Annotated in this window: 46 protein-coding genes and 5 tRNA genes; 46 read left to right on the top strand and 5 right to left on the bottom strand. The window is 34.3% G+C overall.

The window, feature by feature from the left end; translation table 11 throughout:
* The first annotated feature begins 12 nt into the window (after nt 1-12).
* The 5 genes from RPL90_RS06275 to RPL90_RS06295 all read left to right on the top strand — a co-directional run bounded on the left by RPL90_RS06275 (nt 13) and on the right by RPL90_RS06295 (nt 470).
* Nucleotides 13-88, top strand: a tRNA-His gene (locus tag RPL90_RS06275).
* A 13-nt stretch (nt 89-101) separates the two neighbouring features.
* A tRNA-Gly gene (locus RPL90_RS06280) sits at nt 102-175 on the top strand.
* Nucleotides 176-186: 11 nt separating this feature from the next.
* Nucleotides 187-261 (top strand) — tRNA-Asn (locus RPL90_RS06285).
* A gap of 1 nt (nt 262) precedes the next feature.
* A tRNA-Glu gene (locus RPL90_RS06290) sits at nt 263-334 on the top strand.
* Between the two features lie 47 nt (nt 335-381).
* Nucleotides 382-470 (top strand) — tRNA-Ser (locus tag RPL90_RS06295).
* 175 nt (nt 471-645) lie between these two features.
* On the opposite strand, the gene RPL90_RS06300 is transcribed toward RPL90_RS06295, so the two are convergent.
* The 4 genes from RPL90_RS06300 to RPL90_RS06315 are packed head-to-tail and all read right to left on the bottom strand — an operon-like array spanning nt 646 to nt 3175.
* On the bottom strand, nt 646-1701 hold the full coding sequence (locus RPL90_RS06300; protein ID WP_313546911.1) for a tyrosine-type recombinase/integrase: 1056 nt from the start codon (nt 1699-1701) through the stop codon (nt 646-648).
* 60 nt (nt 1702-1761) lie between these two features.
* On the bottom strand, nt 1762-2355 hold the full coding sequence (locus RPL90_RS06305) for a hypothetical protein (protein WP_313546913.1): 594 nt from the start codon (nt 2353-2355) through the stop codon (nt 1762-1764).
* A gap of 14 nt (nt 2356-2369) precedes the next feature.
* On the bottom strand, nt 2370-2834 hold the full coding sequence (locus tag RPL90_RS06310) for an ImmA/IrrE family metallo-endopeptidase (RefSeq protein WP_313546916.1): 465 nt from the start codon (nt 2832-2834) through the stop codon (nt 2370-2372).
* Nucleotides 2835-2845: 11 nt separating this feature from the next.
* Nucleotides 2846-3175 carry a helix-turn-helix domain-containing protein gene (locus RPL90_RS06315; RefSeq protein WP_313546919.1) on the bottom strand — a complete coding sequence of 110 codons (330 nt, stop codon included), beginning with the start codon at nt 3173-3175 and terminating at the stop codon, nt 2846-2848.
* A gap of 157 nt (nt 3176-3332) precedes the next feature.
* On the opposite strand from RPL90_RS06315, the gene RPL90_RS06320 reads away from it, so the two are divergent.
* The 25 genes from RPL90_RS06320 to RPL90_RS06440 all read left to right on the top strand — a co-directional run bounded on the left by RPL90_RS06320 (nt 3333) and on the right by RPL90_RS06440 (nt 14356).
* Nucleotides 3333-3578, top strand: coding sequence for a helix-turn-helix domain-containing protein (locus RPL90_RS06320; RefSeq protein ID WP_313546921.1), 246 nt, complete (start codon nt 3333-3335; stop codon nt 3576-3578).
* Between the two features lie 18 nt (nt 3579-3596).
* Nucleotides 3597-4385, top strand: a complete 789-nt coding sequence (locus tag RPL90_RS06325) for an antA/AntB antirepressor family protein (protein ID WP_313546923.1) — start codon at nt 3597-3599, stop codon at nt 4383-4385.
* Between the two features lie 11 nt (nt 4386-4396).
* Nucleotides 4397-4612, top strand: coding sequence for a DUF771 domain-containing protein (locus RPL90_RS06330; RefSeq protein WP_313546925.1), 216 nt, complete (start codon nt 4397-4399; stop codon nt 4610-4612).
* 4 nt (nt 4613-4616) lie between these two features.
* Entirely contained in the window at nt 4617-4799 is a 183-nt protein-coding gene (locus RPL90_RS06335) for a hypothetical protein (protein ID WP_313546928.1), read from the top strand.
* Nucleotides 4800-4897: 98 nt separating this feature from the next.
* Nucleotides 4898-5230: a VRR-NUC domain-containing protein gene (locus RPL90_RS06340; protein WP_313547027.1), complete on the top strand. Its 333-nt coding sequence runs from the start codon at nt 4898-4900 to the stop codon at nt 5228-5230.
* Nucleotides 5227-6435: a helicase-related protein gene (locus RPL90_RS06345; RefSeq protein ID WP_313546930.1), complete on the top strand. Its 1209-nt coding sequence runs from the start codon at nt 5227-5229 to the stop codon at nt 6433-6435. Before RPL90_RS06340 ends, RPL90_RS06345 begins: the two co-directional genes overlap by 4 nt.
* Nucleotides 6435-6656 carry a DUF2483 family protein gene (locus RPL90_RS06350; protein ID WP_313546932.1) on the top strand — a complete coding sequence of 74 codons (222 nt, stop codon included), beginning with the start codon at nt 6435-6437 and terminating at the stop codon, nt 6654-6656. The genes RPL90_RS06345 and RPL90_RS06350 overlap by 1 nt, the downstream gene beginning before the upstream one ends.
* Nucleotides 6649-7272: a Sak single strand annealing protein gene (locus tag RPL90_RS06355; protein WP_313546933.1), complete on the top strand. Its 624-nt coding sequence runs from the start codon at nt 6649-6651 to the stop codon at nt 7270-7272. Before RPL90_RS06350 ends, RPL90_RS06355 begins: the two co-directional genes overlap by 8 nt.
* A complete protein-coding gene (locus RPL90_RS06360; protein ID WP_313546934.1) occupies nt 7272-7661 on the top strand; it encodes a single-stranded DNA-binding protein in 390 nt (129 codons plus the stop codon). The genes RPL90_RS06355 and RPL90_RS06360 overlap by 1 nt, the downstream gene beginning before the upstream one ends.
* A 13-nt stretch (nt 7662-7674) precedes the next feature.
* The gene (locus RPL90_RS06365; protein WP_313546935.1) at nt 7675-7998 is read left to right on the top strand and encodes a hypothetical protein; all 324 of its coding nucleotides are present in this window, start codon (nt 7675-7677) and stop codon (nt 7996-7998) included.
* A gap of 5 nt (nt 7999-8003) precedes the next feature.
* Nucleotides 8004-8201 carry a hypothetical protein gene (locus RPL90_RS06370; RefSeq protein ID WP_313546937.1) on the top strand — a complete coding sequence of 66 codons (198 nt, stop codon included), beginning with the start codon at nt 8004-8006 and terminating at the stop codon, nt 8199-8201.
* Complete coding sequence (locus tag RPL90_RS06375; RefSeq protein ID WP_313546938.1) at nt 8194-9030, top strand: primase alpha helix C-terminal domain-containing protein; 837 nt, start codon at nt 8194-8196, stop codon at nt 9028-9030. Before RPL90_RS06370 ends, RPL90_RS06375 begins: the two co-directional genes overlap by 8 nt.
* Nucleotide 9031: 1 nt before the next feature.
* A complete protein-coding gene (locus RPL90_RS06380; protein WP_313546940.1) occupies nt 9032-10399 on the top strand; it encodes a DNA primase family protein in 1368 nt (455 codons plus the stop codon).
* Between the two features lie 256 nt (nt 10400-10655).
* Entirely contained in the window at nt 10656-11165 is a 510-nt protein-coding gene (locus RPL90_RS06385) for a hypothetical protein (RefSeq protein ID WP_313546943.1), read from the top strand.
* A gap of 9 nt (nt 11166-11174) precedes the next feature.
* Nucleotides 11175-11366 (top strand): hypothetical protein, encoded by a 192-nt coding sequence (locus RPL90_RS06390; protein ID WP_313546946.1) that lies wholly within the window; start codon nt 11175-11177, stop codon nt 11364-11366.
* Between the two features lie 2 nt (nt 11367-11368).
* Nucleotides 11369-12046: a hypothetical protein gene (locus RPL90_RS06395; RefSeq protein ID WP_313546949.1), complete on the top strand. Its 678-nt coding sequence runs from the start codon at nt 11369-11371 to the stop codon at nt 12044-12046.
* Nucleotides 12043-12240, top strand: coding sequence for a hypothetical protein (locus RPL90_RS06400; RefSeq protein WP_313546951.1), 198 nt, complete (start codon nt 12043-12045; stop codon nt 12238-12240). The genes RPL90_RS06395 and RPL90_RS06400 overlap by 4 nt, the downstream gene beginning before the upstream one ends.
* Complete coding sequence (locus tag RPL90_RS06405; protein ID WP_313546953.1) at nt 12240-12461, top strand: DUF3310 domain-containing protein; 222 nt, start codon at nt 12240-12242, stop codon at nt 12459-12461. The genes RPL90_RS06400 and RPL90_RS06405 overlap by 1 nt, the downstream gene beginning before the upstream one ends.
* Before the next feature lie 2 nt (nt 12462-12463).
* Nucleotides 12464-12658 carry an SAV1978 family virulence-associated passenger protein gene (locus RPL90_RS06410; RefSeq protein ID WP_313546958.1) on the top strand — a complete coding sequence of 65 codons (195 nt, stop codon included), beginning with the start codon at nt 12464-12466 and terminating at the stop codon, nt 12656-12658.
* A gap of 6 nt (nt 12659-12664) precedes the next feature.
* Nucleotides 12665-12931, top strand: coding sequence for a hypothetical protein (locus RPL90_RS06415; RefSeq protein ID WP_313546963.1), 267 nt, complete (start codon nt 12665-12667; stop codon nt 12929-12931).
* Nucleotides 12921-13331, top strand: coding sequence for a hypothetical protein (locus tag RPL90_RS06420; RefSeq protein ID WP_313546966.1), 411 nt, complete (start codon nt 12921-12923; stop codon nt 13329-13331). The genes RPL90_RS06415 and RPL90_RS06420 overlap by 11 nt, the downstream gene beginning before the upstream one ends.
* A gap of 6 nt (nt 13332-13337) precedes the next feature.
* Nucleotides 13338-13709: a hypothetical protein gene (locus RPL90_RS06425; RefSeq protein ID WP_313546968.1), complete on the top strand. Its 372-nt coding sequence runs from the start codon at nt 13338-13340 to the stop codon at nt 13707-13709.
* A complete protein-coding gene (locus tag RPL90_RS06430; protein WP_313546971.1) occupies nt 13709-13858 on the top strand; it encodes a hypothetical protein in 150 nt (49 codons plus the stop codon). Before RPL90_RS06425 ends, RPL90_RS06430 begins: the two co-directional genes overlap by 1 nt.
* Before the next feature lie 2 nt (nt 13859-13860).
* Nucleotides 13861-14052, top strand: a complete 192-nt coding sequence (locus RPL90_RS06435) for a hypothetical protein (protein ID WP_313546973.1) — start codon at nt 13861-13863, stop codon at nt 14050-14052.
* Nucleotides 14045-14356, top strand: a complete 312-nt coding sequence (locus RPL90_RS06440; protein WP_313546975.1) for a MazG-like family protein — start codon at nt 14045-14047, stop codon at nt 14354-14356. The genes RPL90_RS06435 and RPL90_RS06440 overlap by 8 nt, the downstream gene beginning before the upstream one ends.
* Before the next feature lie 65 nt (nt 14357-14421).
* Here RPL90_RS06440 and RPL90_RS06445 read toward each other — a convergent pair whose 3' ends face one another.
* Nucleotides 14422-14652 carry a hypothetical protein gene (locus RPL90_RS06445; protein ID WP_313546977.1) on the bottom strand — a complete coding sequence of 77 codons (231 nt, stop codon included), beginning with the start codon at nt 14650-14652 and terminating at the stop codon, nt 14422-14424.
* Between the two features lie 78 nt (nt 14653-14730).
* Between RPL90_RS06445 and RPL90_RS06450 the strand changes: the two genes are divergently transcribed.
* The 16 genes from RPL90_RS06450 (at nt 14731) to RPL90_RS06525 (ending at nt 24006) form a co-directional block, all read left to right on the top strand.
* Nucleotides 14731-14952 carry a DUF1381 domain-containing protein gene (locus tag RPL90_RS06450; RefSeq protein WP_313546979.1) on the top strand — a complete coding sequence of 74 codons (222 nt, stop codon included), beginning with the start codon at nt 14731-14733 and terminating at the stop codon, nt 14950-14952.
* Nucleotides 14953-15141, top strand: coding sequence for a transcriptional activator RinB (gene rinB / locus RPL90_RS06455; RefSeq protein ID WP_313546981.1), 189 nt, complete (start codon nt 14953-14955; stop codon nt 15139-15141).
* Complete coding sequence (locus RPL90_RS06460) at nt 15142-15558, top strand: hypothetical protein (RefSeq protein WP_313546984.1); 417 nt, start codon at nt 15142-15144, stop codon at nt 15556-15558.
* Between the two features lie 175 nt (nt 15559-15733).
* Nucleotides 15734-16084, top strand: coding sequence for an HNH endonuclease (locus RPL90_RS06465; RefSeq protein WP_313546986.1), 351 nt, complete (start codon nt 15734-15736; stop codon nt 16082-16084).
* 125 nt (nt 16085-16209) lie between these two features.
* A complete protein-coding gene (locus tag RPL90_RS06470; protein WP_313546989.1) occupies nt 16210-16680 on the top strand; it encodes a phage terminase small subunit P27 family in 471 nt (156 codons plus the stop codon).
* Nucleotides 16673-18418 carry a terminase large subunit gene (locus RPL90_RS06475; protein ID WP_313546990.1) on the top strand — a complete coding sequence of 582 codons (1746 nt, stop codon included), beginning with the start codon at nt 16673-16675 and terminating at the stop codon, nt 18416-18418. Before RPL90_RS06470 ends, RPL90_RS06475 begins: the two co-directional genes overlap by 8 nt.
* Nucleotides 18419-18430: 12 nt before the next feature.
* The gene (locus tag RPL90_RS06480) at nt 18431-18607 is read left to right on the top strand and encodes a hypothetical protein (RefSeq protein ID WP_313546991.1); all 177 of its coding nucleotides are present in this window, start codon (nt 18431-18433) and stop codon (nt 18605-18607) included.
* Nucleotides 18607-19851 (top strand): phage portal protein, encoded by a 1245-nt coding sequence (locus RPL90_RS06485; protein ID WP_313546992.1) that lies wholly within the window; start codon nt 18607-18609, stop codon nt 19849-19851. Before RPL90_RS06480 ends, RPL90_RS06485 begins: the two co-directional genes overlap by 1 nt.
* The gene (locus RPL90_RS06490) at nt 19832-20389 is read left to right on the top strand and encodes an HK97 family phage prohead protease (RefSeq protein ID WP_313546994.1); all 558 of its coding nucleotides are present in this window, start codon (nt 19832-19834) and stop codon (nt 20387-20389) included. Before RPL90_RS06485 ends, RPL90_RS06490 begins: the two co-directional genes overlap by 20 nt.
* Nucleotides 20390-20439: 50 nt before the next feature.
* Nucleotides 20440-21780, top strand: coding sequence for a phage major capsid protein (locus tag RPL90_RS06495; protein WP_313546997.1), 1341 nt, complete (start codon nt 20440-20442; stop codon nt 21778-21780).
* A 12-nt stretch (nt 21781-21792) separates the two neighbouring features.
* Entirely contained in the window at nt 21793-21966 is a 174-nt protein-coding gene (locus RPL90_RS06500; protein WP_313547000.1) for a hypothetical protein, read from the top strand.
* A gap of 9 nt (nt 21967-21975) precedes the next feature.
* Nucleotides 21976-22311 (top strand): head-tail connector protein, encoded by a 336-nt coding sequence (locus RPL90_RS06505; RefSeq protein WP_313547003.1) that lies wholly within the window; start codon nt 21976-21978, stop codon nt 22309-22311.
* Nucleotides 22272-22595: a phage head closure protein gene (locus tag RPL90_RS06510; RefSeq protein ID WP_313547006.1), complete on the top strand. Its 324-nt coding sequence runs from the start codon at nt 22272-22274 to the stop codon at nt 22593-22595. The genes RPL90_RS06505 and RPL90_RS06510 overlap by 40 nt, the downstream gene beginning before the upstream one ends.
* Nucleotides 22595-23002 (top strand): HK97-gp10 family putative phage morphogenesis protein, encoded by a 408-nt coding sequence (locus RPL90_RS06515; RefSeq protein ID WP_313547009.1) that lies wholly within the window; start codon nt 22595-22597, stop codon nt 23000-23002. The genes RPL90_RS06510 and RPL90_RS06515 overlap by 1 nt, the downstream gene beginning before the upstream one ends.
* Nucleotides 22999-23409, top strand: coding sequence for a hypothetical protein (locus RPL90_RS06520; RefSeq protein WP_313547012.1), 411 nt, complete (start codon nt 22999-23001; stop codon nt 23407-23409). Before RPL90_RS06515 ends, RPL90_RS06520 begins: the two co-directional genes overlap by 4 nt.
* Before the next feature lie 6 nt (nt 23410-23415).
* Nucleotides 23416-24006: a major tail protein gene (locus RPL90_RS06525; RefSeq protein WP_313547015.1), complete on the top strand. Its 591-nt coding sequence runs from the start codon at nt 23416-23418 to the stop codon at nt 24004-24006.
* Nucleotides 24007-24019: the final 13 nt, after the last annotated feature.

The following is a 24019-nucleotide window of genomic DNA, read 5'->3' on the forward strand; positions in this document are numbered from 1 at the left end:
CTTTTAACTTTGGCGGTTGTGGCGAAGTGGTTAACGCATCGGATTGTGGTTCCGACATTCGTGGGTTCGATTCCCATCAACCGCCCCATAATCGTTAACTAGCGGGTGTAGTTTAATGGCAAAACCTCAGCCTTCCAAGCTGATGTTGTGGGTTCGATTCCCATCACCCGCTCCATCTTATATTATTCCACAGTAGCTCAGTGGTAGAGCTATCGGCTGTTAACCGATCGGTCGTAGGTTCGAGTCCTACCTGTGGAGCCATGGCCCCGTGGTCAAGCGGTTAAGACACCGCCCTTTCACGGCGGTAACACGGGTTCGAGTCCCGTCGGGGTCATACAAACAGAAGTGAAAGATCGCTTCTGTTTTTTTATATTCACTTATGGAGAGTTGTCCGAGTTGGCCGAAGGAGCACGCCTGGAAAGTGTGTAGGCGCCACAAGCGTCTCGAGGGTTCGAATCCCTCACTCTCCGTAATTTCGACATTCCTCGTTAATCTTCGTTTAACAAAGCGTTGATATAACGGGGTTTTCTTATATATCGATGTGCTTCGTTGTACACCGTTTTTATTATTAAACGTCCCCGAAACGTTCCCGATGTGTCTAAAATTATTAAAAACGTCCCCGAAAATAAGAATAACGTTCCCATGCTACTGTGCCATTGATTCCAACGCTTTGATAGCTTTATCTTTCTCTTTTTCAGCAGTTTCATCTAACAAGTGAGAGTATACATCCATTGTAGTTTTAATGTTACGATGTCCTAATCGTTTTGAAATGTAATATATTGATACATCATTATGAAGTAAATATGAACAGTGCGTGTGTCTTAATGAATGCAAAGTATATTTTCCTAATTTATTTTCTAAACAATATTTTTGTAAAACTTTAGTTACAGCGTTATTAGTTATCAAAGAATATCCAGTGTTGAATATTTGACCACTCATATTGGTTGGTATATTTGATAGGGTAGTTTGGATGTATTTCATATCTTGTTTTGTGATATCAATTGTTCTATCCGATGTTTCAGTTTTAGTACCAGGTAAATGTATCGTGTTGTTGACATAGTTAATATCACTTTTATTTAATCTTTGTACTTCACCAAAACGTGCGCCCGTGATAATTAACAGGTAAACAAATAAATACGATTGTTTGTTTATGCCTGTGACATAGTCCTTTAAACCTTTAAATGCTTTAATACTCATATACTTATCTTCTTCTCTTTGCGTAGGTTTAGTACCTTTAACAACAGCTTTATAAGTCGGGTTTTTATACATTAATCCTTCTTGCATAGCATCTTCAATAGATGCTTTTAAGCAATTGTGTACTTTTCTAACTGATTCTGTCGCATGATCATTACCATACCATTTAATAAATTTACGGTATAGCGTTGTGTTGAAGTTATCCATACGTATATCATTAATGTTTTCATATTCAAGAAATTTTTTGAATTGATTAATAGCATTTACAAAAGTTTGATAGGCTCTATACGTGATAACATCTTTTTTATTAACCTCTATCCATTGATAATAGTATTCAAAAAAAGAACTTTTATTATTGATTATAACGCCTTGCATTAATTTATTTTTAGCTACAGCTTCGGCTTGTGAGGCATCACGTTTCGTTTTGAAACCTTTCTTTTTATAGCGATTACCTTCATAACCAAAATCATAATACCATTTACCATTAGCATATTTTTTCACTGTCATAGTGTATTCCTCCTTAAAAAAGATAAAAATATATAGGGCACGGTAGAGGTGCCCTTATAGTTAGTTTCTAATTTGTTTTGACCACAAATCATATTGTTGTTGGTTAATTGTTCCATTTTGTAATTGTTGATCTAAAGTGTTTTGTTCTTTATTTACTTTAGAAGTTGAAAAATTATTATTATATTTTTCATACCCATTACTCGTGTATTCCTTTTGATAGGGCGTTCTGTCTTGTTGGTATTTTGCGCCATTATTTTGATTTTGTTGCTGTAATTGTTGGTTTTGTTGTGTATTAGCATTAGCTTGTTGTTGCTGGTTAGCATTTGTTTGCTGCTGATTTTGTTGTTGCTCATTTGGTTGTTGTTGTGATTTACCATTATTTTGTTGTTGATTGTTTGAATTTGCTTGTTGGTTATCGTTGTTTTGTGTTTGTTTGTCATTGTTAGCAGTTTGTTTGCCGTCATTTGATTTCTTGTCTTCTTTATCTTGTTTCTTAGCATCATTAGATTTCTTATCATCATTCGACTTTTTATCATTTGATTTCTTACTTTTACTTTCTGACTTTTTATTATCATCAGATTTGTTATCTTCTTTATTTCCACATGCGCCTAATACTAAAAAACTTGCTAAAATTAAAAATAATACCTTTTTCATTCTACATTACTCCTTTATTCTATATTTTTATATTCAAATACTCTTAGTGGTTCAAACTGTATTAAGTAATCTCCACATAAAGTAGATAAACCATATTTACGTTTATAATGAGCAAGGCAATCTTGTACAAAACCTTCTGAAACTTCAAAAAAACTAGCCATCTCATATAAGTTATGGCAACCGTGTTTAAAACTATCAATAATACCTTTTAACGGTATTAGTTGTTCCATAGCATAACGTCTTGCGTATACTTCAAATTTGCGGTTGTTAAATTTTGATTGGTCAGTTATATTCCCGTATGTAAGTTTATGATGCGCAATTTCTTCAGCTAGTATCTCTAACTTAACTGCGTCGGATCTATCACTGTTAATATAAATTTGGTTATTAAAACATATACCTGATTGGAAACTAGGTAGCATATCTGTTTCTGTGATTGTTAATCGGCTGTATTTACTAATTATGTCTTCGTATCTTCCCATATAAACACCCTTTATTTACGTTTGCTTTTTAGATAGTTTATGAAATCTTGAACTTCTTTCATCTCGTCTTCAGTTAAATCATTTTTGTCAAAGTGAGCTGCAATTGTATCTTGTTCTTTTTCTTCTTCCGGTTTAGATAAATCTTCTTCCATTAATCCATTTATACTTACATGAAATATCGCAGCGATTTCTGAAATTGTTTTTAATTTAGGAGTGTATTTACCTTTTTCCCACTCACTTATACTAGATGCGCTTTTTTTACCAAGTTTATGTGCAAGGTCTATTTGTTCCATATCGTGTTTGTTTCTTAAGTATTTTAAGTTTTGGCCAAACATTGTCATTACCTCCTAAATAGTATCTACCTATATTATACACAAAAATCGGAAATATACAACAGATAATCCGAAATAATAATTCAGAAAAAATGAAATAAAAGTGTTGACTTCGGAAATACCGAAATGGTAAGATGTAGTTAACTTCATAGAGAGGAGGCAAAACATGACTACGGAAGAGAAAGAAAAAATGGTATTAACTATTTCTCAATGGCGTGCGTTAAAAATTATGAACAAACGTCAATTAGCAATAAAATCTGGTGTCACTGAGAAAACTATTTACAATTATGAAATGAGTCAGAAATATATTCAAAATGCTAATTATAATACGTTAAAAAAATTAGCTAATGCACTCGACATAAAAGTGGATAATATTTTTTTAGGTGACGATTCGGAAAAACCGAAATTCTAAAACAAGGAGGTAAAATAATTGAACGAATTACAAACACTATTCAATTTTAAACGTAACGATGATGGAACAGTAGCAGTAAGTGGACGAGAACTATATAAAGGGTTAGAAATTGAAACTCAATATTCAATTTGGATAAAGAGAATGATTGGTTATGGTTTCGAAGAAAACAAAGATTACATTGAAGTTAATCAAAAAAGATTAACATCACATGGTCGCGAACATAATCAAATCGACCACATCATGACACTCGACATGGCAAAAGAAATATCAATGATACAACGTAGTGATATTGGTAGAAAAATTAGAGGTTACTTTATCAAAGTTGAAAGACAACATAATGAGATTGCTCAAGCCTATGGCATTACTTCTAAAGAAGATATGAACCAACTTATAGAACAACTAGTAAGTGACAAGTTAGATTATCTCATTTCATCAGGTCAAATAAGCAACAACAAACTCGATATGCTAAACAGTAAATTTGAAGGTGAGTACGTTACTCCACAAGATATTGACGCTATCCAATTCGCAATCAAAGCGAAAGCTGAACAAACACTTGAAAATGTTGGCTTACAAATGACTATAGACACTTTGTTAGTTGGAGATGTTTATGAGCAAGCTATTGCCAATAAGAAAGCTAAAGAAGAATACACGTATCAGTTAGGTAAAGTTAAAAGCCGGTTACTAGTATCAACCAAAAAATCACTAGGCATGAAAGGGAACGCACCTAACAACCACATTAAACGTAAGGATGTAGATTTAGCAATTCAATTTATTAAAGATGTTAGACCATCACAAATAGAAGTCTAGAGGTGATTAGAATGACAACTAAAACATGGTGGGGCATGGATGATCTCATCAATGAATCAAATGAAAGTCGTAAATGGATTATGACAAACATGATTAAAAACGAAACAATTTGGTCAGAGATTGAATCATTTTCTCACAAACCAAAACATAACAATGATGAATACCGATTTATCGGTAGTAAGATGCAAAATTATTTGATTGAAAATTTCAAACGTTTAAAGGAGTGATAGCATGAATAAATCATTTTATATCGCATTTACAGCGTGGATGGCATTTACATTAACTTTAATGCTAATCGGAATGTACTTCACAACAGCGATTTTTGTAGGCACAGTGTTAGCAGCATTGATTTACGCATTCTTTGATAATTATTTTTTCGCAAATAAAAAGACTGCAAAGCGCGCCAACGCTTAACAGTCGAAAACATTTTTTATAAATAAATTAATAACCTAAGTATACCACCAGTAAGGGAGGTAATCAATATCGGACCTGAAAAGAAAGTAGAGAATAAAATACGTCAATTCCTAGAAAGTAATAATGCTTTCGTCATGAAGACACATGGTGGTAGTCCTGGCGTTCCAGTTGGTATACCAGACCTATTTGCCATATACAGAGGCATAGCAATATTTATTGAGGTCAAGCGTGAACAAGGTGGCAGAGTGAAACCTATTCAAATTGCGCAAATTGATAACTTAAAACAACACGGAACAATTGCAATTATCGCTAATGGTGTTAGTTACGTTGAGGATTTAATAGAAACGATAGACACACTAATCACTGAAGGCGCATGGAAGAATATCCAAACTGCCATCAATATGGCGAACGAAATGGGTGCTAAGTCATGATGTTGTACCCAACGCAAGAAGAGGTTATGAACGAAGCTAAGCCCTCATACTTTTATGGTTTAGGCACAAGTTCGGGGAAGTCACTTATTTCTATCTACCATTACTTAAAACATAACAAGGGCGAACCACTGCTCATTGTTTGCCCACCAACAAAGAAAAAATCGAATGAGTGGGATTACGAAGTAAAAAAGGTTGAACAACATGAAGGCATTAACATTAACTTCAAAGTGATTGCGTCATCTATGTTAGCGAAAGAATACAGCAATTACACAAACTACTTTTTGATTCTAGATGAAGCGCATTACTTCATGAACCCAACAAGTAATAGGGGTAAAGCTGCACAAAAATTATGTAAGGCTTCAACGAATTACGTCATGCTTTCAGCCACACCCGGAGAGTCCTGGAGCAAGTTCATGAACTACTTTATCATATTCGGTTTCTACAAGAATAAAACTGAATTTCTTAAGAAACATGCGATATATGAAACAAAGCATTTTGGTGGTCGTTCTATCAAGCAAATCGTTGATTTTCAAAAAACCGATGTATTAGAACGCTGCTGGCAGTCAATCGCAACAATGAAAGAAACATCATACTTTGTTGATTTACCCCAAGTAAGTGAGCGTTTTGTTGAATTCAGTAAATCTAATTTATATAAACAGGCTGCAAAAGATAGAGTCATTGATATAAATGACGAACAAGTCATATTAGATAGCCCACCTAAGCTGGGGGCTACACTTAGATATTTAACGAATCAAAAAGCAAAAGTCGCTTATACCAAAGAATTACTTGAAAGCACGAATGATAATGTTGTTATCTTTTACCAATTTACTAGAGAGAAAGACAACTTGTTAGACATGTTAAACAAACTAGGTAAACAAGTGTTCGAAGTCAGTGGCCAAAATTTTGAACTACCCACACAAGCAGAACGTAATACATTATCAAACAGTGTGACACTCGTACAAATACAAGCTGGTAGTGCAGCTATTGAGCTTAAATATGCGAACCAAGTGATTTACTACTGTCCGACTTATAGCTATACACAATACCAACAATCACGTGGCCGATGCATTCGACATGGTGGCCATGACAGAGTTGAGATTATTAAGTTCAAAACGAAAGGCACAATTGAAACACAAGTGTGGAAAGCCTTAGATAATAAGCAAGATTTTGACGAAAAACTATATTTACTTGAGGAGGTTAAATAATGAACGAAACGATCACATACCTCATTCGACATAAAGATATTCCAATCTATATTACCAACAAACCAAGTGGTAATAATCCAGAAGTGAATTACTCAACTAACAGAAGCCGAGCGCGCGAGTTTAACGGAATGGAAGAGGCTAGCATTAATATGGATTATCACATTGCAATTAAGAAAACAGTGAAAGAAACCATTGAATACAAGGAGGTTGAACATGGCTGAACAATCATTATTTGAACAACTAAACCAGATGAACGTTAACGACCATGTTGATAAGAAAAACGGTCTTAACTATTTATCTTGGTCGTATGCACATCAAGAGTTAATGAAAATTGACCCGAACTATGAAATTAAAATCCATGAGTATCCACATCCAGAAGTAAACAACGAACAATATTTTGTACCCTATCTTGCGACACCTGAAGGTTATAGCGTAACGGTCTCTATTACTTTGAAAGGTCTAACAAAAACTGAAACATTACCTGTCCTCGATTTCAAAAATAAAGCAGTACCTTATAAGCAAGCCGATATGTTTCAAATAAACAAAACTTACAAGCGCGTTTTTGTAAAAGCGGCTGCATTACATGGTCTTGCCCTTTATATATTTAACGGTGATGTAATGCCCGAACAACCTTTTGAATCAGCGAGTGATGCAGAACTTAAAGATGTAGCTGAAAAGGTTAAACAGTTAGCACCACTCATGGATATCACAGAAACGCAACTTAAAAAGAAAATGAACATAGGTAATAAGTTATCAAGTGCAGATGCAGAAGAAGCATTAGTGAGATTAGATAACGGCATTCAATACTATAAAAATAATAAAAAGGATGATAAATAATGAATCAATTTAACGGCGTAGGTAATTTAGTAGCAGATGTAGAACTTAAAGGACAAAACAATAATGTAGCTAGTTTTAGAGTGGCTATTCAACGTCCATTTAAAAACAAGCAGACTGATGAATATGAAACAGATTTTTTAACTTGTAAAGCGTTTGGTAAAACTGCAGAGATTATTGCTAATAATTTTAGCAAAGGTCAGAAAATAGGTATTACAGGATCTATTCAAACAGGAAGCTTTGAAGGTAAAGACGGTAAAAAAGTATTTACCACTGATGTATTAGTTAATCAAGTTACATTTGTTGAACGTAAAGGACAAACGAATAAACCAAGTAATGACAATCCTTTTAAAAAAGGCACAGAAGACTTACAAGACGAATTGCCATTTTAAAGGAGGAGCATGAATGAACATTAGCAAAAGTTTAGAAAATTGTATTCAGTCACTTTATGATAATGAAGATTTTGTAATCATAGATAATCATGAAATTAATGATTTGGAAAGTTTAAACAGTGTAGATCTGGAAATTTTAAGCACATTTCATGCACAAGACGTTTTAAAAGTAGAAAAAGAAGACAGCCACTTTTGTGGTATTAGAGCGAATCATTTTGCAATAGAAATAGGCTGGTCAGAAGCATTATTAGAAGACGATTCAACAGTCTATGTAATAACGGCTAACCATAAAGGAAACAGGGTTGTGACAGTATTTGTTGATTGGTACGAGGAGTGATTCTTATGAATAAAATTCCTAAAGATAAATATCAAGATTTATTAGATTATCTTGTTAAGCGTATGAAAACAGGTAATGTAGAGGTTTATTTTAAAGAAACTGACGAAATAAGTGAAGAATACATTGACGAAGCATACTACTACAAATTACAAAGATTAAATTTAATTATTGATTATCACGAAGGTGGAGATATCGATGATTGAATTAGATTATGATACACCTATTAAATTTACTGTTTTTAAGGACCAGTACACAACTGAACCAGTGCAACTTGTATCTGGTCCTTTCACTAAATTACTTAACTTCATACAAAAACCTAAGATAGGTGATAAAAATACAAACTATTGTTTTGTTGGTGGAGAGGTTACTGGAACGCGTAATAACGAAAACACTGTATCTCGCTCACTTATAACAATAGACTATGACGATATACCCGTTGATATAGATTTTTATAGCGAAGTTGCTAGACAACTAGATTCAGGGTTTGCTATTTACTCAACTCACAATCATAGACAAGAGGCACCCAGATTTCGATTAGTCATTCCATTAGACAAAACATACAAACTCACGCCTGATGAATATAGAGCGAGTGTTCAATATATTGCCACTAAAATTTTGGAAATGGACTTTTATGACCCAGCAAGCGAGGTCCTAAGTCAGGTTATGTTTTTGCCAACCGTAAACAAAGATAATGTAGATAACTACATTTTCAAATACGTAGATGATGAACCACTTGAACTTGAACCTATATTAGCTGTAGCAGAGGTTCAGAGATCTATCAAACACAAACCACTTGTAGATGATGATACTTGGCAAACCATACTCAAAGGATTAAACGAAGGTGAGTATATAGGGCGCAATAGTGCGATGACGAAAATCGTAGGGCACCTTATAACGAAGAATGTAAATCCTACAGTAATTTATTATCTCCTATCTTACTGGGATGAACACAATGAACCCTCACTACAAGATGAAGGACAATTTGATACAGTTTTCAAATCAATCTACAACAAGCATAGAAGGGAGGTATAACATGGCTGAATTACCAAGTGATATCAAAGCAATGTTCATCAACGATGACTTTGATTCATCACAGTTTTTTTCAGAAAAAGGCGGGTTTCTTCATTATCAATTTGCAGAATATCTTGCTGATAAACACAACGGTATCTTACTTGATGGTAAACCTCATTTATTTGATGGCAAAAAGTACATTAGTTTAGACAAAAATACCATACGTAAGCTAACGCTCAATTACCTACCTTCACTTAAAGAGAATCAAAACAAAGAAGTGTATTACAAACTTGAAGCGCTTTGCGGTAAGAACCCACAAGAACAAGCAGCACCTTATTTTGTAGGTGTGAATAATGGAATTATTGATATACGCAAAATGGAACTTAAAGCATTTAATCCTGATATTCATATCACAAACATTATTCCTGTTGATTATTATCCAGAAGCAAAAAGTGATTTAGTCGAGTCTTTCATTAAAGATTTATCAAATAGCGATGAAGAAGTTGAGAATCTACTATATGAAATGATTGGTTACGGTTTGTATCGTGACAACTTTCTACAAAAGGCATTCTTCTTCTTCAGTCCAGGTGGTAACGGTAAATCAACATTATTTAAATTACTACATTATTTCTATGGTACTCAGAATACTACAGCATTGTCATTCAAAGACATTCAATCTCGTTTTAAACCTGCATCACTTCAAAGCACGATGGTTAATATAGCTGATGATATCGACCCTGATTTTATTAAAGAAACAGGGAACTATAAAACAATCGTTACGGGAGATAAATTCAACGCCGAACGTAAAGGACAAGATGATTTCAACTTTATACCCTACGTTAAATTAATGTTTGCAGGTAATGAGTTGCCACAAACTTCGGATAGATCTCGTGGTTTCTATAGACGAATGATACTGATACCTATGTTGAAACAATTTGGACGAGATGGAGAAAAAGGCGACCCGATGATATTCCATAAACTCAAACAACCACAACATTTATCAGCTTTACTCAATTTATCACTTAAAGGATTATCCAATTTACTAGAGGCAGGTTACATCCAAGAGCCTCAAGTGTCAATAGATTATAAAGCACAATATGAATATGACAATGACCCAATATTACAATTCTTAAATGAGTCTAATGATGATAAGCATCGTACTTTACCAGCTGTTGAGGGTCGACCAACTGAAAAAGCTTATGCAATATACCAAAGTTGGTGTAATAAAAACGGTCTATTAGCAGTCAGTAAGCCTAAATTTACCAGAGAACTGAGACGTATTGGATTAGATACCACAGTTAAATGGTCCACTGTATACCAAAAATCAATTCGCTTTTATGCATACGAAACGACAAGTGATTTTTACGATGAAGATGGCGGTAAGCTATAACCTTACAGAAAAGTGTAAGGAAGAGACAAAAAGTGTAAGGCCTAGAACTATTGATATGACAACGTTTATAGGCAATTCCTTACACCTTACACTTTTTTTATTAAATATTAATAAAAATACCTATATATAAGTAGATAAATATAATAACAAATTCAAAAAATTTCTGTAATGTGTAAGGATTTTTGGTTGAAGCCTAGGGCGAGTAAGAACACACGCCTTACACTTTCCTTACAGTCTTACAGAAATATCATAGAAGGTGATTCCAATCAAAACTGAATACAAATTATCTCAACATGCTTTTGTGAGATTCAAACAACGTGTGGGTAAAGGTAAGACCAAAGATGCAGCGCTCAATTGGGCCGTACAAGCTATTCAACACTCAACACATATTGGAGAAACTGATGGTTATCGCTTCTATAAGTATGGTGATTACAAAATTGTTGTGGGAGACAAGAACCAAATTGTTACCATATCTTATTTTAATGATTCACACATCAAGGATTTCAAAAAAGAAATCAATAAAACGATTAGAACGAAATTTATTAATAAACTGAAACCTTATTATCGCATGAAGAAGAACTTACAGATTGAGTTATATGAAGCGAAGATTAGACAGTTAAAAGCGAATAATCCAAAAGTTAAAGCTGTTATAGAGAATGAAGTAGTTGATATAGAGAAAGAACTGGTAAGAACACTTGGCAGTATCGATAACATTTTGAAAGCTGCAGAACATTATAACGTACCATCTAACGAATTAATGAAGTAGGTGATCTAAATGGAGGAAACAATCAAGATTAAATATAACGTTGAGTTTGAAAAGACAATTACATTTCCAGTACATGCCAATGATGATAACTGGGAGTTAGAGGAACAAATACACAATCATATGCAAACAAATAAAGAAGATTATACAGATGGCAAGGTGCGTTGGATAGAGGAACCGACCATTACTGAAAGGGGGATATGACAATGATATTTAAAGGTGAAGAGATTTCATTAAAAGCATTAGCGAGACGTACAGGAATTAGTTACGGCGCGTTGCAGTATAGATATAGCTGTCTCGGTTTACGAGATGACGACTTACTGAACGGTAAGCCTCATAAAAAAACTGCTGCATTAACATACAACGGTGAAACAAATATTGTATCGGAAGAATTTAAAAAACGCTTATACAAAAAGGGATTGAACGTTAAACTTGTTCAAAAAAGATTAGATGCAGGTTGGGATTATGATTTAGCGACGAATTTAAGTAAAGCTTACGTTACTGTAGACAATACAATTTGTTTGCAATTTAAGATAGGTAAACATTTTTACCACGTTCCATTTGATGAATTGGAACTATTGGCTGAAGATAATATATCACTTGCCAAGATTCGTAACGGACTAGTTAAAGGTTATGATGCATACGAAATTGTTCCGATAGGCACAATTGTTTATATCAATGGCGTTAAACATACAGGCGAGCCTGATGTGTTTGATGAAATGGAAGAAGCATATATTGAGAAAAAGGTAAAAACATATAAGGCTGAGCGCTATCGTGAAAAGAAAGCACATTTATTCAAAGTGCCGCAAAAGCATAGTGAAAGTAAGTATGCAAAGTATCTGTGGGAAAGTTACACATTCAAATGTAAAGAGGTGGCTAGATGATGAAGATTATTGATTTGAACCTAGACGATTACATTTGGTTTATCGAACCAGGTACGAACATCTCATATCCAGCGACCGTTAATAAGTTAGTTTACAACGACGATAAACCCTATGCTGAGGTATTGGTTGGGCAGCATAAAGTACGCATAGATGATAGTTACCAAATAGCATTAGGTGAAAGGGTGAGTAAGTGATGGATAAAGATAATGTTAACCACCCAGCGTATTATACGTATGGTGATATAGAAGTTATTGATTACTGTGACCAAGTGTGTAAGCAATACCCACCAGAATTAGCACCCTACGTATTCAACGCTATTAAATATTTAAGTAGAGCAAATATGAAGAACGGTCAAGAGGATATTAATAAAGCAAAATTTTATGTGCAACGACTGTTTGATAAGTGGGAGGACTAATTATGCGTTCACCTTACTTCACTAACAAGCATTACCTAACTAAAGATAACCGACGTATTGCTCACGTACATATTGTGGGTGATGCGTATACAGTATGTGGGCATTATAAGCGTTTTACTGAATTTAAGCGACGTACGTTTGATAAGCATGAGTTTGAACAGTTTTGTAGCGATAGAGGATTAAGTATAGAGGAGTGAGTGGAATTGTTCGACGAAAAACTAATAAACCAACCTGATTTACTTAGGTATCACAAACTATATGATGGCGTTCAATATATTTATCATTTTAGCGACAGTAAAGCTGCTAGTGTAGTAAGGCATTACGGTTCATATGGTAGTAAGAAAGGATTATATGAATTGGTGCCAATAGTTATAGATGGGAATGACTTTCATATTAATGAAGAACCTACTGGCTGGCTAACCGTAGATGAAATTATAGAAAAATTGGAGGGGTTAAGAGATGAAGATTAAACGTAAAGTAGAAATGACACAAGAGGAATATGCTAAGTATATGATTGATAAGTACGGGGTTTCAGGCTTCGAGAGTAGATTGATTGATGGCAATATTATCGATGCACCCAAACGATTCACATTAGCATTTGAAATTAATCTAGTTTCAAAAAGTGATTTGCTTAACAGGAGTTTTGGAAATGGGAAATTCACTATAGAAGTCGAGGAAGAAATTACGGAGGATACAGAGTTTAAAAAGTTATATTATACAACAATTCTAAGTAGAATAGTCGAATCAAGTTGTACTACAATTCGATCTTGCCTTAAACACATTGCGGTTGAACCTATAGCCTTTTACATCTTAAACGACGACCTAACAATGACACTAATTTGGCGTGATGGAAAGCTAATTGAGGAGTGATGGCGAGTGAGTGAACCAACTAGAGATGACTTATTAGAATTTATGAAAAAACATGGACCTGAAAACGTAGATTCAATAACAGATAAAGATAGTGCAATTAAACATTTTAGAACTTCAAGCAAAGTATATAAAGAACAGCGCGATGAATATAAAGCGGAACGAGATACTTTAATCGATGATGTAGCTATATTAAAAGCTAACAATGAACGTTTAATGCGACGTAACCAAAAACTCGAAGCATATGTGCGTATGTGGGATAAACTTACGAAATGGAAGCAAGGGAAGTTAGCAGAACGTTGTAATAATAATTTATTACATGAGTTAAGTTATATGATAAATGAGATTGAACGAGAGATGTACAAGGGGAGAGATAAATAATGACCGAAAAAATAGAAGTAACGGTGACTAAACCACTAACAGAATTGCAGTTAACTAAAGATAGTAGTGTGCAAGCTATTCCATTAACCAATGAAGCTTATAAGGTACAGGTTAATACGTTAGATAAATATTATAAGGGGCGTGGGTAGTTATGGAATATATACTTAATAAATCATTACCTCGTTCAGTAGAAGAAATAAAACTAATTAAAGTAGTGACAACTATTGGCAATGGCACACACGATGAACCATACAGAGAAGTTGAAGTATTGTATGAAAAAGACGGAAGATTAGTAACTGTCTTAGATAACTTTAAACCTATGGAGGACAAACAAAATGACTAACACAATAGATCAATTAATCAGACAAGTAGAACAATGGAGTATAGATAAAGACTTGCACAAGGGTAATCCAGATAGACAAGCATTAAAGTTCTATGAAGAAGCTGGCGAAGTTGGTGCAGCATTATCACGTAACAAGATAGATGATTTGAAAGATGGTATAGGCGACACAGTCGTGACGTTAATTATATTAGCTCAACAACATGGAATGACATTAGAGGAGTGTTTACAGTACGCATATGACGAAATCAAAGGACGCAAAGGCAAAACAGTCAACGGTACATTCATCAAAGAAAGTGACTTGTAAGAACAAAGACATAGTAAAAAGAGTTAGAGAGATATTAAAAAAATAGGGGATAACCCCTATTAGTTTTAATGGTATTCTATAGCAGCTATCTGATCAATCACTATATCTGCCATTTTTTCTGAATTATTATCATCCATAAACTGAATAGAAATAAACTCATCATAATGCTTTTTGCTATGCCAACTATAAGTGAGTTTGTAAGACTTACCATATTTTGTAATTAAATAAATCTTATCGTCATTTTCACTTGAATGTAAATGTTCGTTGATGGATTTACAAATAAAATCGATATCCATATTAACATCCTCCTTTGTTTATTATGAATAAAATAATAACTATTATTTATAAAATTGTAAATTGAAAGGAGTAATTCTATGACCCAATACCTAATCAAAACCATCACACACGATACAGGCGAAGTCTTTCACGATGTGGTTAAGGCTAGAGAGAATGAAGTGTTTACACTGGTTAATGCAGAGAGTGAGTACGAGGCTAAACAATTATATAGAGCGGTTCAATTGAAGCATGCATTAAGCAGCTTATGTAAAGGGGCAAGTAATTTAAGAAAAGCTATACAAAGAAAGGACAGTCATTGAATGAAATTCATTAAACGCACATTATATATCGTATGGCTACTGGCATTATACGAACTAAGCAAATACGTAACCAATGAGATTATCATACGCTTAACAGCTAATGATGAGATAGACGCACCATGTGATTATGATATTAACAGTCATGCAGATTTGAATGGGGTTCATAACTATAATGCGGGAGGTAAGTAAATGAGTAAAGCAGCACGTGAAGATAAGCGCCAAGAAGTAATGCAGCTTATAACAGACTACCATTGGATGAGACGCTTAGTAGATACACAGGTGTATGAATATGACAGTACCTCAATTGGTCAGTACGGTATTGAATCGTCTATGCCTAAAGCACAGGGAACTACTGGGGATAAGGTTCTAGTCAGAGTTATACGAAACGACAAAGACTATTGTAAGACTCAAGAGTTAGTAGATCAGATGAACATCATTGATAACAATGAAGATGATATTACAAATAGAAGAGATTATCATATCTTACAATTACTTAAACAAGGAGAAAGCAAACAAAGAATAATGATATTGTTAAACATGAAGAGAACAAACTTCTATGAACATTATGAAAGTATTATTAACTTCTTTGTTAATAAGTTAGTTTGACGAAAACGAACAAAACGAACAAAACGAACAGAATTTTTATTATTGTAATTAATTTATTATAATTTAGATATCGAAGAATTTATATCTTCAAATAAAAATAAAACATAATCAATTAAGAACATTCAACAATCATTTGTTGTTTGTTCTTTTTTATTTTATGAAAGAAGATGATTGAATGTCATTCGTTCAACCTAAGGTTCGACTAGGTAACAAGACCATGACACAAGACCAACTACATGAGCATAGGAGACGCAATAGCAAACACTATAACGCACAAGTACGCAATAAGAGTGACTTACAGTACACAAAGTTCTATCAGTCTACTGCATGGCGTAAAATGCGTTCTCAAGTGCTATTACGTGATAATAACTTGTGTCAGATGTGTTTAGCTAAAGGAATTGTAAATGATAAGAGATTGATCGTTCACCATAAAAAAGAATTAAAAGATGACTGGGATAGTCGTTTAGATATGGGTAATCTTGAAACGGTATGTACCAGCTGTCACAATACGATACACAGAAATTAAAGGGAAGGGTCGATGAACCCCCGTCACTATTGAGTTGACGATTAATCGCTCGATACTTTTTTGTGACCAAATTCCCAAAACGATAAATCGAAACCATGCCTATTTGGCAATTGGAGGTGTAAATAGTGGCTAGACCAAGAAAATTAAATGAAACAAAACAAGGTCATCGTACAAAAGAAGAACTTGAACAGGCTGAAATGAAAGAAAATAGCCTTAAACAGTTCCATAAAATAGATGTGAATAATATTCCAGATGATTTACCCAAAGATGGTAAAAAGGAATGGTTACGTGTTGTACCTTTGTTAGAACAATTACCTATCGCAGAACTAGATTATGATCGTGTGAAACGATATTGCCAAGTAGTGGCTTCAACTGATGAAGCTTATCGGCATATTATGCAATTTGGCAGTATAAATGAAGAAGGTACGAAGCGCACACCTCAATATTTCAACTATATGGACGGTTTGAAGGAGTTAAAATCACTTTGCGGTCAACTTGGAATGACGATTGACAGCAGAATGAAGCTTGTAACTCCTATACAAAGCGAAGTACGCAAGTCTGTATACGATGAATTCGGTGTTGATGACAATGACTAACGTAAAAATAGCAAAAGAATATGAAGAATTACTAAATGTGGCTGATGAATACAGGGATGACGCTTATAAATACTGCGTTATGGTGCTATCAGGTGCGTTTATTACGTGTAAAGATACTAAATTAGCATGTGTTAGACATTTGAAAGACTTAAAAAGCATTGGTAACGATGATTTTCCATATATATACAAACCGAAACGTGCTAAAAAAGTTATCAAGTTTATGGAATCACTACCCGATACTAAAGGTAAGTTCCATAAATTAGCTTTATTCCAAAAATTCATGATATCTATGGTGCGTGGTTGGTTTACAGACGATGATTATTTGAGATTTAAGAAAGCCTTTATATCAATGGCGAGAAAAGGGGGCAAATCACTTATTGTAAGTGGCTTAACGCTCTACTCTTTCCTATTTGATAGCGAACCTTCTGAAGGTAGGCAATGCTTTACAGCTGCCAATGACAAGAAACAGGCAAGTATCGTCTTTAATATGGTTGCTAAACAGCTAATGTACTTTGTTTCGCAAGTACCTGAATTAAAAAAAGATGTGAAAAAGGTACGTGAGTTGCTACAAAACTTAAAAGATGGTTCTTACGTTATGCCATTATCACGAGATACAGGTGCGGTTGATGGTTTCGAGCCATTCTTAGCTGTCATCGATGAATATCACGCTGCAAAAACAAATGAAATGGTCGAGTTGATTCAATCAGGTCAAGGTAACTTGCTACAAAGTTTAATATTTATTATTTCAACAGCAGGTTTTAACTTAAACGCACCGATGTACACAGATGAATGGCCTTATGCTAAAGAGATTCTTGAAGGTGATTATAGAGATGATGAATACTTTGCTCTAATTTATGAACAAGATTCAGAGGAAGAATGGCAAGACCGTTCAATGTGGGGGAAATCGAATCCACTTATTAATGAATCAGATGATTTAAAAGAACAGATTGAGACGTTTTTACAAAAGCGTGTTGATGAAGCTACGCAAAAAGGAACGATGTTCAAAGTTTTAGTTAAAAACTTCAATTATTGGATGCAAGCAAGCGAAGAATCATACCTCGATTTCAATGATTGGAAGAAAAATGAAACTGATTTTGATATTAAAGGATCTAAAACCTATATTGGTCTTGATTTATCAAGAGCTGATGACTTAACAGCTGTATCATTTGTTCATTTAGATGAAGTGAATAAAGAGTTTTACGTCACCTCTCACTCATTTGTAGGTACTAAAGGTGGCTTGCAGTCAAAAATAGAGCGAGATTTGATTGATTATAGAGAGATGGATAAACAAGGCTATTGTACAGTGACTAACTTAGATAGTGGCTTAATTAATCCTATGCAAGTTTTAGATTATATTGAGAAAAAAATTTATGAGAACAACTTAGATATTCAGGCTATCTGTTATGACCCTTACGTTATTCACGCTTACTTACCAGAAATTGAAAAAAGAAATTGGCGTTATGACTTAATTGAAATCAGGCAAGGTATACAAACGTTATCGAATCCTATTATAGATTTTAGATTCAAAGTTATTAATGGCGAAATCAAGCATCATCGAAACCCTTTACTTGATATAGCAATAAAAAATGCCATATCTAAAAATGTGAATGATTCAGTCATGATTGAAAAAAAACTGAATCGTGAAAAGATTGACCCACTCATGGCAACAATATTTGCTTATGTAATAGCGAGTGAATATGAATGGGAGAAAAAGAGAGCATTACCAATGTTCATTTAAGGAGGTGTACGCGTGAAATTAACTAAAGACATATTAGTTATCCTTTTTGTAATTATAGGCGTTGTATCAATCGCTTATGGTGCTTATCTAGCGTGGGAGCCTATAGGATTCATCATTGGAGGGTTATTATTAACTGGATTAGCAGTAACGATTGATGAGCCTTTCAGGAAGGGAGGTGGAAATAGATAATGGGAGTATTTAATTTTAATGGTTTCAGACGTAGTAATAATGTATCCGTAGATAAGACAACTTTACGCATGCTTACCGAAGTAGCTGGTATGGGGGACCTAACATGGTCTGGAATACAATCATTGAGAAACAGTGACATATTTACAGCTATTGATATTATCTCAAAGGATATTGCTTCAACCAGTATTAAGTTCAACGATAAGGACAGTTATTTAGACGCAGACAAAAAGATACTAAAACTATTAAACAAGCGACCTAATCCTTATTTAGACGCATGGCATTTTAAGTATATTATTGTCGCTAACATGCTTTTAAATGGTAATTCTTACATTGAAATTGTACGTAATGAACACGGTGAACCAATCGAGTTATATCATATGCAAAATAGCGCAACATCAATTCAACAGGAAGATGAAAAAATAACCTACCATTATATAGATGAACTTGATGGGCATGTACGATTAGATGTGGAAGATGTATTACATTTTAGAATGTTCACGTTAGATGGTTTTAATGGCTACAGTCCTTTATTCTCACTCGCTAATGAGATTGGTATTTCAATGGGAAGTAAGAAATTCCTTGATGAATTTTTTAAAAATGGTGGTACAGCTACTGCAGTTGTTAAATATCAAGATGGGCGTTATAGCGATGAAGAATTATCTTTAATTAAGCAAAACTTTGAAAACAGCCAACTTAAAAACAATAGTGGTTTAGTTATGCTAGATGATACGATGACGTTTGACCGTTTACAAGTACCGACTGAAGTATTGAATTTCTTAAATAGTTATAAATTCAGTACTCAACAAGTTGCTAAAGCTTTCGGTTTACCAATGTCTAAACTAGGTATTGAAACAATTAATACATCGCTTAAAGATTCTGGGATAGAGTATTACAGAAATACTTTATACCCTATTTTCTCTATGATGAATGCAGAGATTGAGGAAAAACTATTCATTCAAGCACCTTATGAGGTTTCACTTGATTATGATGTATCAAGACTTATTGATAGTGATCCTCAAATCAAACTAGAGCGTGTAACGCAATTATTCCAGAAAAAAATTATGATGTTGAATGAAGCACGTGCAGAGTTTGGACTAGACCCCGTTGAAGGTGGTGATAAACCATTAGCAGATCTAAACAGTATTTATTTAGAGGATTTAGCAGCTTATCAAAACAGTAAGGTTCAGAAGAATATAGATTCTCTCCAAAAAGGAGGTGAACCTAGTGGCGAACAGTCAGATTGATACAGCACAGCAAGAAATGGTAGTTGAAGGATATGCAATTATATTTGATACGCTAAGCGACGACTTAGGAGGGTTTAAAGAAATTATAAATCCGAATGCACTAAGCGAAGTAGATATATCAGATGTTAAGTGTTTAATTAATCATGATTTCAATCAAGTTGTAGGGCGTACACAAGCGGATACATTGGAGTTATCCATAGATAATAAAGGATTATACTTCAAATGTTATTTGCCTAACACATCATACGCTAAAGACATATATGAGAATATAAAAGCTGGTAACGTAAATCAATGTAGTTTCTTTTTTACACTACCACCTGATGATGATAAAGCACGTACATGGTCTAAGATAGATGGTGAATATGTACAAACAATTAACCAGATTGATGATTTGATTGAAGTAAGCATTGTAACAATACCCGCATATCAAGAAACTACGGTTGCAGTTGGCCAACGTGCAAAAGGATTAGACAAGTATAAACAACTGGAAAAAATGAAAATTGAGTTTGAATTAGAAGGCTTGCGTATTGATACGTAGGCTATTTTTTATGCTAATTTTCAACAAATTAACAAGGAGGCAATACATTTATGGCTACTTTACAAGAACAAGCGAAGTCGATTAATGACCTAATTGACCAAGCGCAAAAAGCCGTTAATGACGGTGACGTAGAAACTGCTCGTAAGTTGAAAGAAGAAATTCAACAAGCGAAAGATGCTTACAACGAGCAAAAAGAAGTTGTGGACGCTGTTTCTGCAGAAGAAAAAATCAGTGGAGATTCAGAAGCGCCTAAGGAAAAAACAGAAACAGAAGCAAAAAATGAAAAGCCTGAAGCAGAACCACCTGCCGAAGAAAAAGAGGTTGATAAACAACCTGAACAAGACAAGGAACCTAAAGCAGATGAGAAAGAACAACCAAAAGAAAAACCAGAAGCACCAATTGATGAAAAAACACCAGAAGAATTAGAAGAAGAAAAGAAAAAGAAACTAGGGGGCAAACGTTCTATGGCGAGAAAAATTTTAGAAAACAAAGAGAATCAACTATCGGATGAAGCGAAAGGTTTCGTTGAATACCTTAAAACAAAAGGTGCTAAACGTGACAACGTTAAATCGGTAGACGCACAACCAATTATTCCAGAAGATATTAAATATCAACCTGAAGAATTACCAGAAACATTTGTTGATTTGAAAAAATTCGTAAATGTTCAACCTGTAACAACAGCAGCTGGATCACATCCAATTTTAAATCCAGCACAAGAAACAATGGTTAGTGTTGAAGAATTAGAGAAAAACCCAGAGTTAGCTAAACCAAAGTTCACTGACATTGATTACAAAGTAAAAACTTACCGTGGTCAAATTCCAGTATCTCAAGAATCATTAGATGATTCAGAAGCAAATCTTGCAGCAATTGTAGCGCAAAACAACGCACGTCAAGCTGTGAATACAACAAATAAATATATTGCAGATGTAATGAAATCATTTGAAGCAGTAAACACTGCTAACTTAGATGACATTAAAGAAATTATCAATGTTGAAATTGACCCAGCTTACAATCTTTCATTAGTTGTATCTCAATCTTTCTACCAAGCGTTAGATACTTTAAAAGATAAAAACGGTCAATACCTATTAAAACAAGACATTACGAGTCCGACTGGTACTGTATTATTCGGTCGTCCAGTATTCATAATTAAAGATGAATTATTTGGTGCTAAAGGTGATAAAAAAGCATTTATCGGCGACTTAAAATATGCAGTATTCTTTGCAGACCGTAAACAAGCTTCTGTTAAATGGGTAGAAAATGAAATTTATGGTCAAATTTTAGCTGCTTATATGCGCTTTGATGTTAAAAAAGGTGTTGAAGAAGCAGGACGTTTCTTAACATACACTGGTACTGCTGGTGACTTAGGTACTGGTTCAGAACCAAAAGCATAAGGAGGTTAACTCATGGCTAAGTTTAAAGTTTTAAAACCATATAAAGATTTAGAACTGAATCAAGATTTAAAAGCAAATACTGAAGTTGAAATGACTGTTAAACGTGCTGAAGAAGTTGAAAAAACTTTGTCAGATAGTGGGTTTAATGGTCCTTTTTTAGAACGTAAAGAAACTAAGAAAAAGTAGGTGGTTAAGGTGCTAAGTTTAGATATTGAGAGTATCAAAACAGGAATTCGAATAGATCACGATTTCGATGACGACTATATAAAAAGCATTTTACTACCTGCTGCCGAAAGACAAGTACAAGGTGCAATAAGTGGTTATGGTGTAGATGCTGACTTTTATGAAAACAATCAACTCTATACCTTAGCTGTGATTAACCACATTGGGCATCATTATGAGAATCGTTCTATCACTACACAATTTGCTAAAACAGAAATTCCTGCGTCATCCCTTTCGATGATTCAGTCGTTAAGGGGTGAGTATGCGAGATGGAAATCGGCAGACTTAAACACAGAATTAAAATCTTAACTATTGTAAATCAAAGACAACGTGATGGGTCTTATAAAAAGCAAGAAACAGTCGTGGCACAACCTTATTGCGAAGTGTCAAAAACTACTATTAAAGAATTTAAAGAACAGGACCTAGAGGCAAGAAAGGAAAGCTTAGACTTTATTATAAGATACCAACAAAAAGTAGATATTCATTCAGGAATGGAAGTTGAATTTAGAAATAAACGGTATGAAATTTATAATATTGAAACGGATTATCAAGACATGGAACGTATGATGTTGAAATGTGAGGTGGTGGAGTAATGGCACATAAAAAATATGATAGTGACGTAGACATTAGTCGAAAACTTAACTTACTCGTCGCAAATAGCGAAAAACTAGCAAAAAAAGCGACTACACAAGCTGCGAAAATCTATGCAAACAATTTAAGAGCTAACACTCCAGTGTATAAAGAAAAGACACACGATACTCACGCTGTGGAAGTTATTAAAACAACAGGTTTCCTACAGGACCGTTCAGCACCTACTAAAGAGGTTGGGTTCTCACGTAAAGGTAATAATGGTTGGTATATTCATTTTCCTAACGTTGGTACTAAGGTTAATGGAACTGTAAGACAACGACCACAACATTTCGCAGAACGTTCCTTTGAAATTAGTAAAGCACCAATACTCGCGCTTTATGAAAATGCAGTAAGGGAGATGTTTAATTGAACGAACATCCTCTCGTAAGAATGAATGTATTGCTTTCCGACAATGAGCAATTGGTGCGAATGATGAATGAAATCCGTGAAAATAAGACAGATGATATTTTAATTTTTACTTTCGACTTACCTGATGATTATCAAAAAATAACTTCAGCCCCTTTTATGAGGCTGACTGAAATATATTTACACAACACATTTTATAACGATGATGAGAGTGCTCATTATCGTTTTTTGTTTGCTGTTGAAGTGTTTGGCGCAACGATGAACGATACGCACAAAGTAAGTAATGAAGTAATAAAAATTATCAAGCAACGCAATGGTCGTTGTTATGACCGTTTTTTAGACAAAGATGACGAGCTCAATATTTATCACAACATGTTGAAGTTCGAAATAATTTTAAATGAAGAGGAGTAATTATATATGGCTAGAGATAGAGTTGTAATGGGCTGTGAAGGCTTCAAAATGCGTAAACAAGTAGGTAATGGCGTAGAAACTGCAGGTAAATTAAAAGATTTACCAGGATTACAAGAAATTGGTGTTGAAACTGAATCAGATCAAGAACCTGTGTACGCAGATAACATTAAAGCACTTGTATTAAACAGTGGTATCACTGGTGCAACTGTAACAGGTAACTTTATGGAATTATCAAGTGAAGAACGTGCTGAATTATTAGGCGTTGAAATTCGTAATGGTATGGAAGTTTACAACAATGACCAAGTACCACCATACGTTTCAGTATCTTGGAAATATAAATGTTCTGATGGTTCGTTTATTTACATGGGTGCTGCACGCGGTAACTTCGGTTTACCTGATTCAAAAGTTGAAACACAAGAAGATAAACCAGAACAAAAAGAAGAAATTGAAATGGAAGGTACATTTATTCCACGTAATGACGGTGTAGTATTTGTACGTGTTCATGACAAAGCAGAAAACTTTAGTGAGGACGAATTCTTAAAACTTATTCACGGTGAAGATGCAGTTAGTGCTAAAGAAGCAGAACCACAAGCATAAATGATTAAGGGCG

The organism is Staphylococcus kloosii (assembly GCF_032139365.1).
Lineage (GTDB): Bacteria > Bacillota > Bacilli > Staphylococcales > Staphylococcaceae > Staphylococcus > Staphylococcus kloosii_A.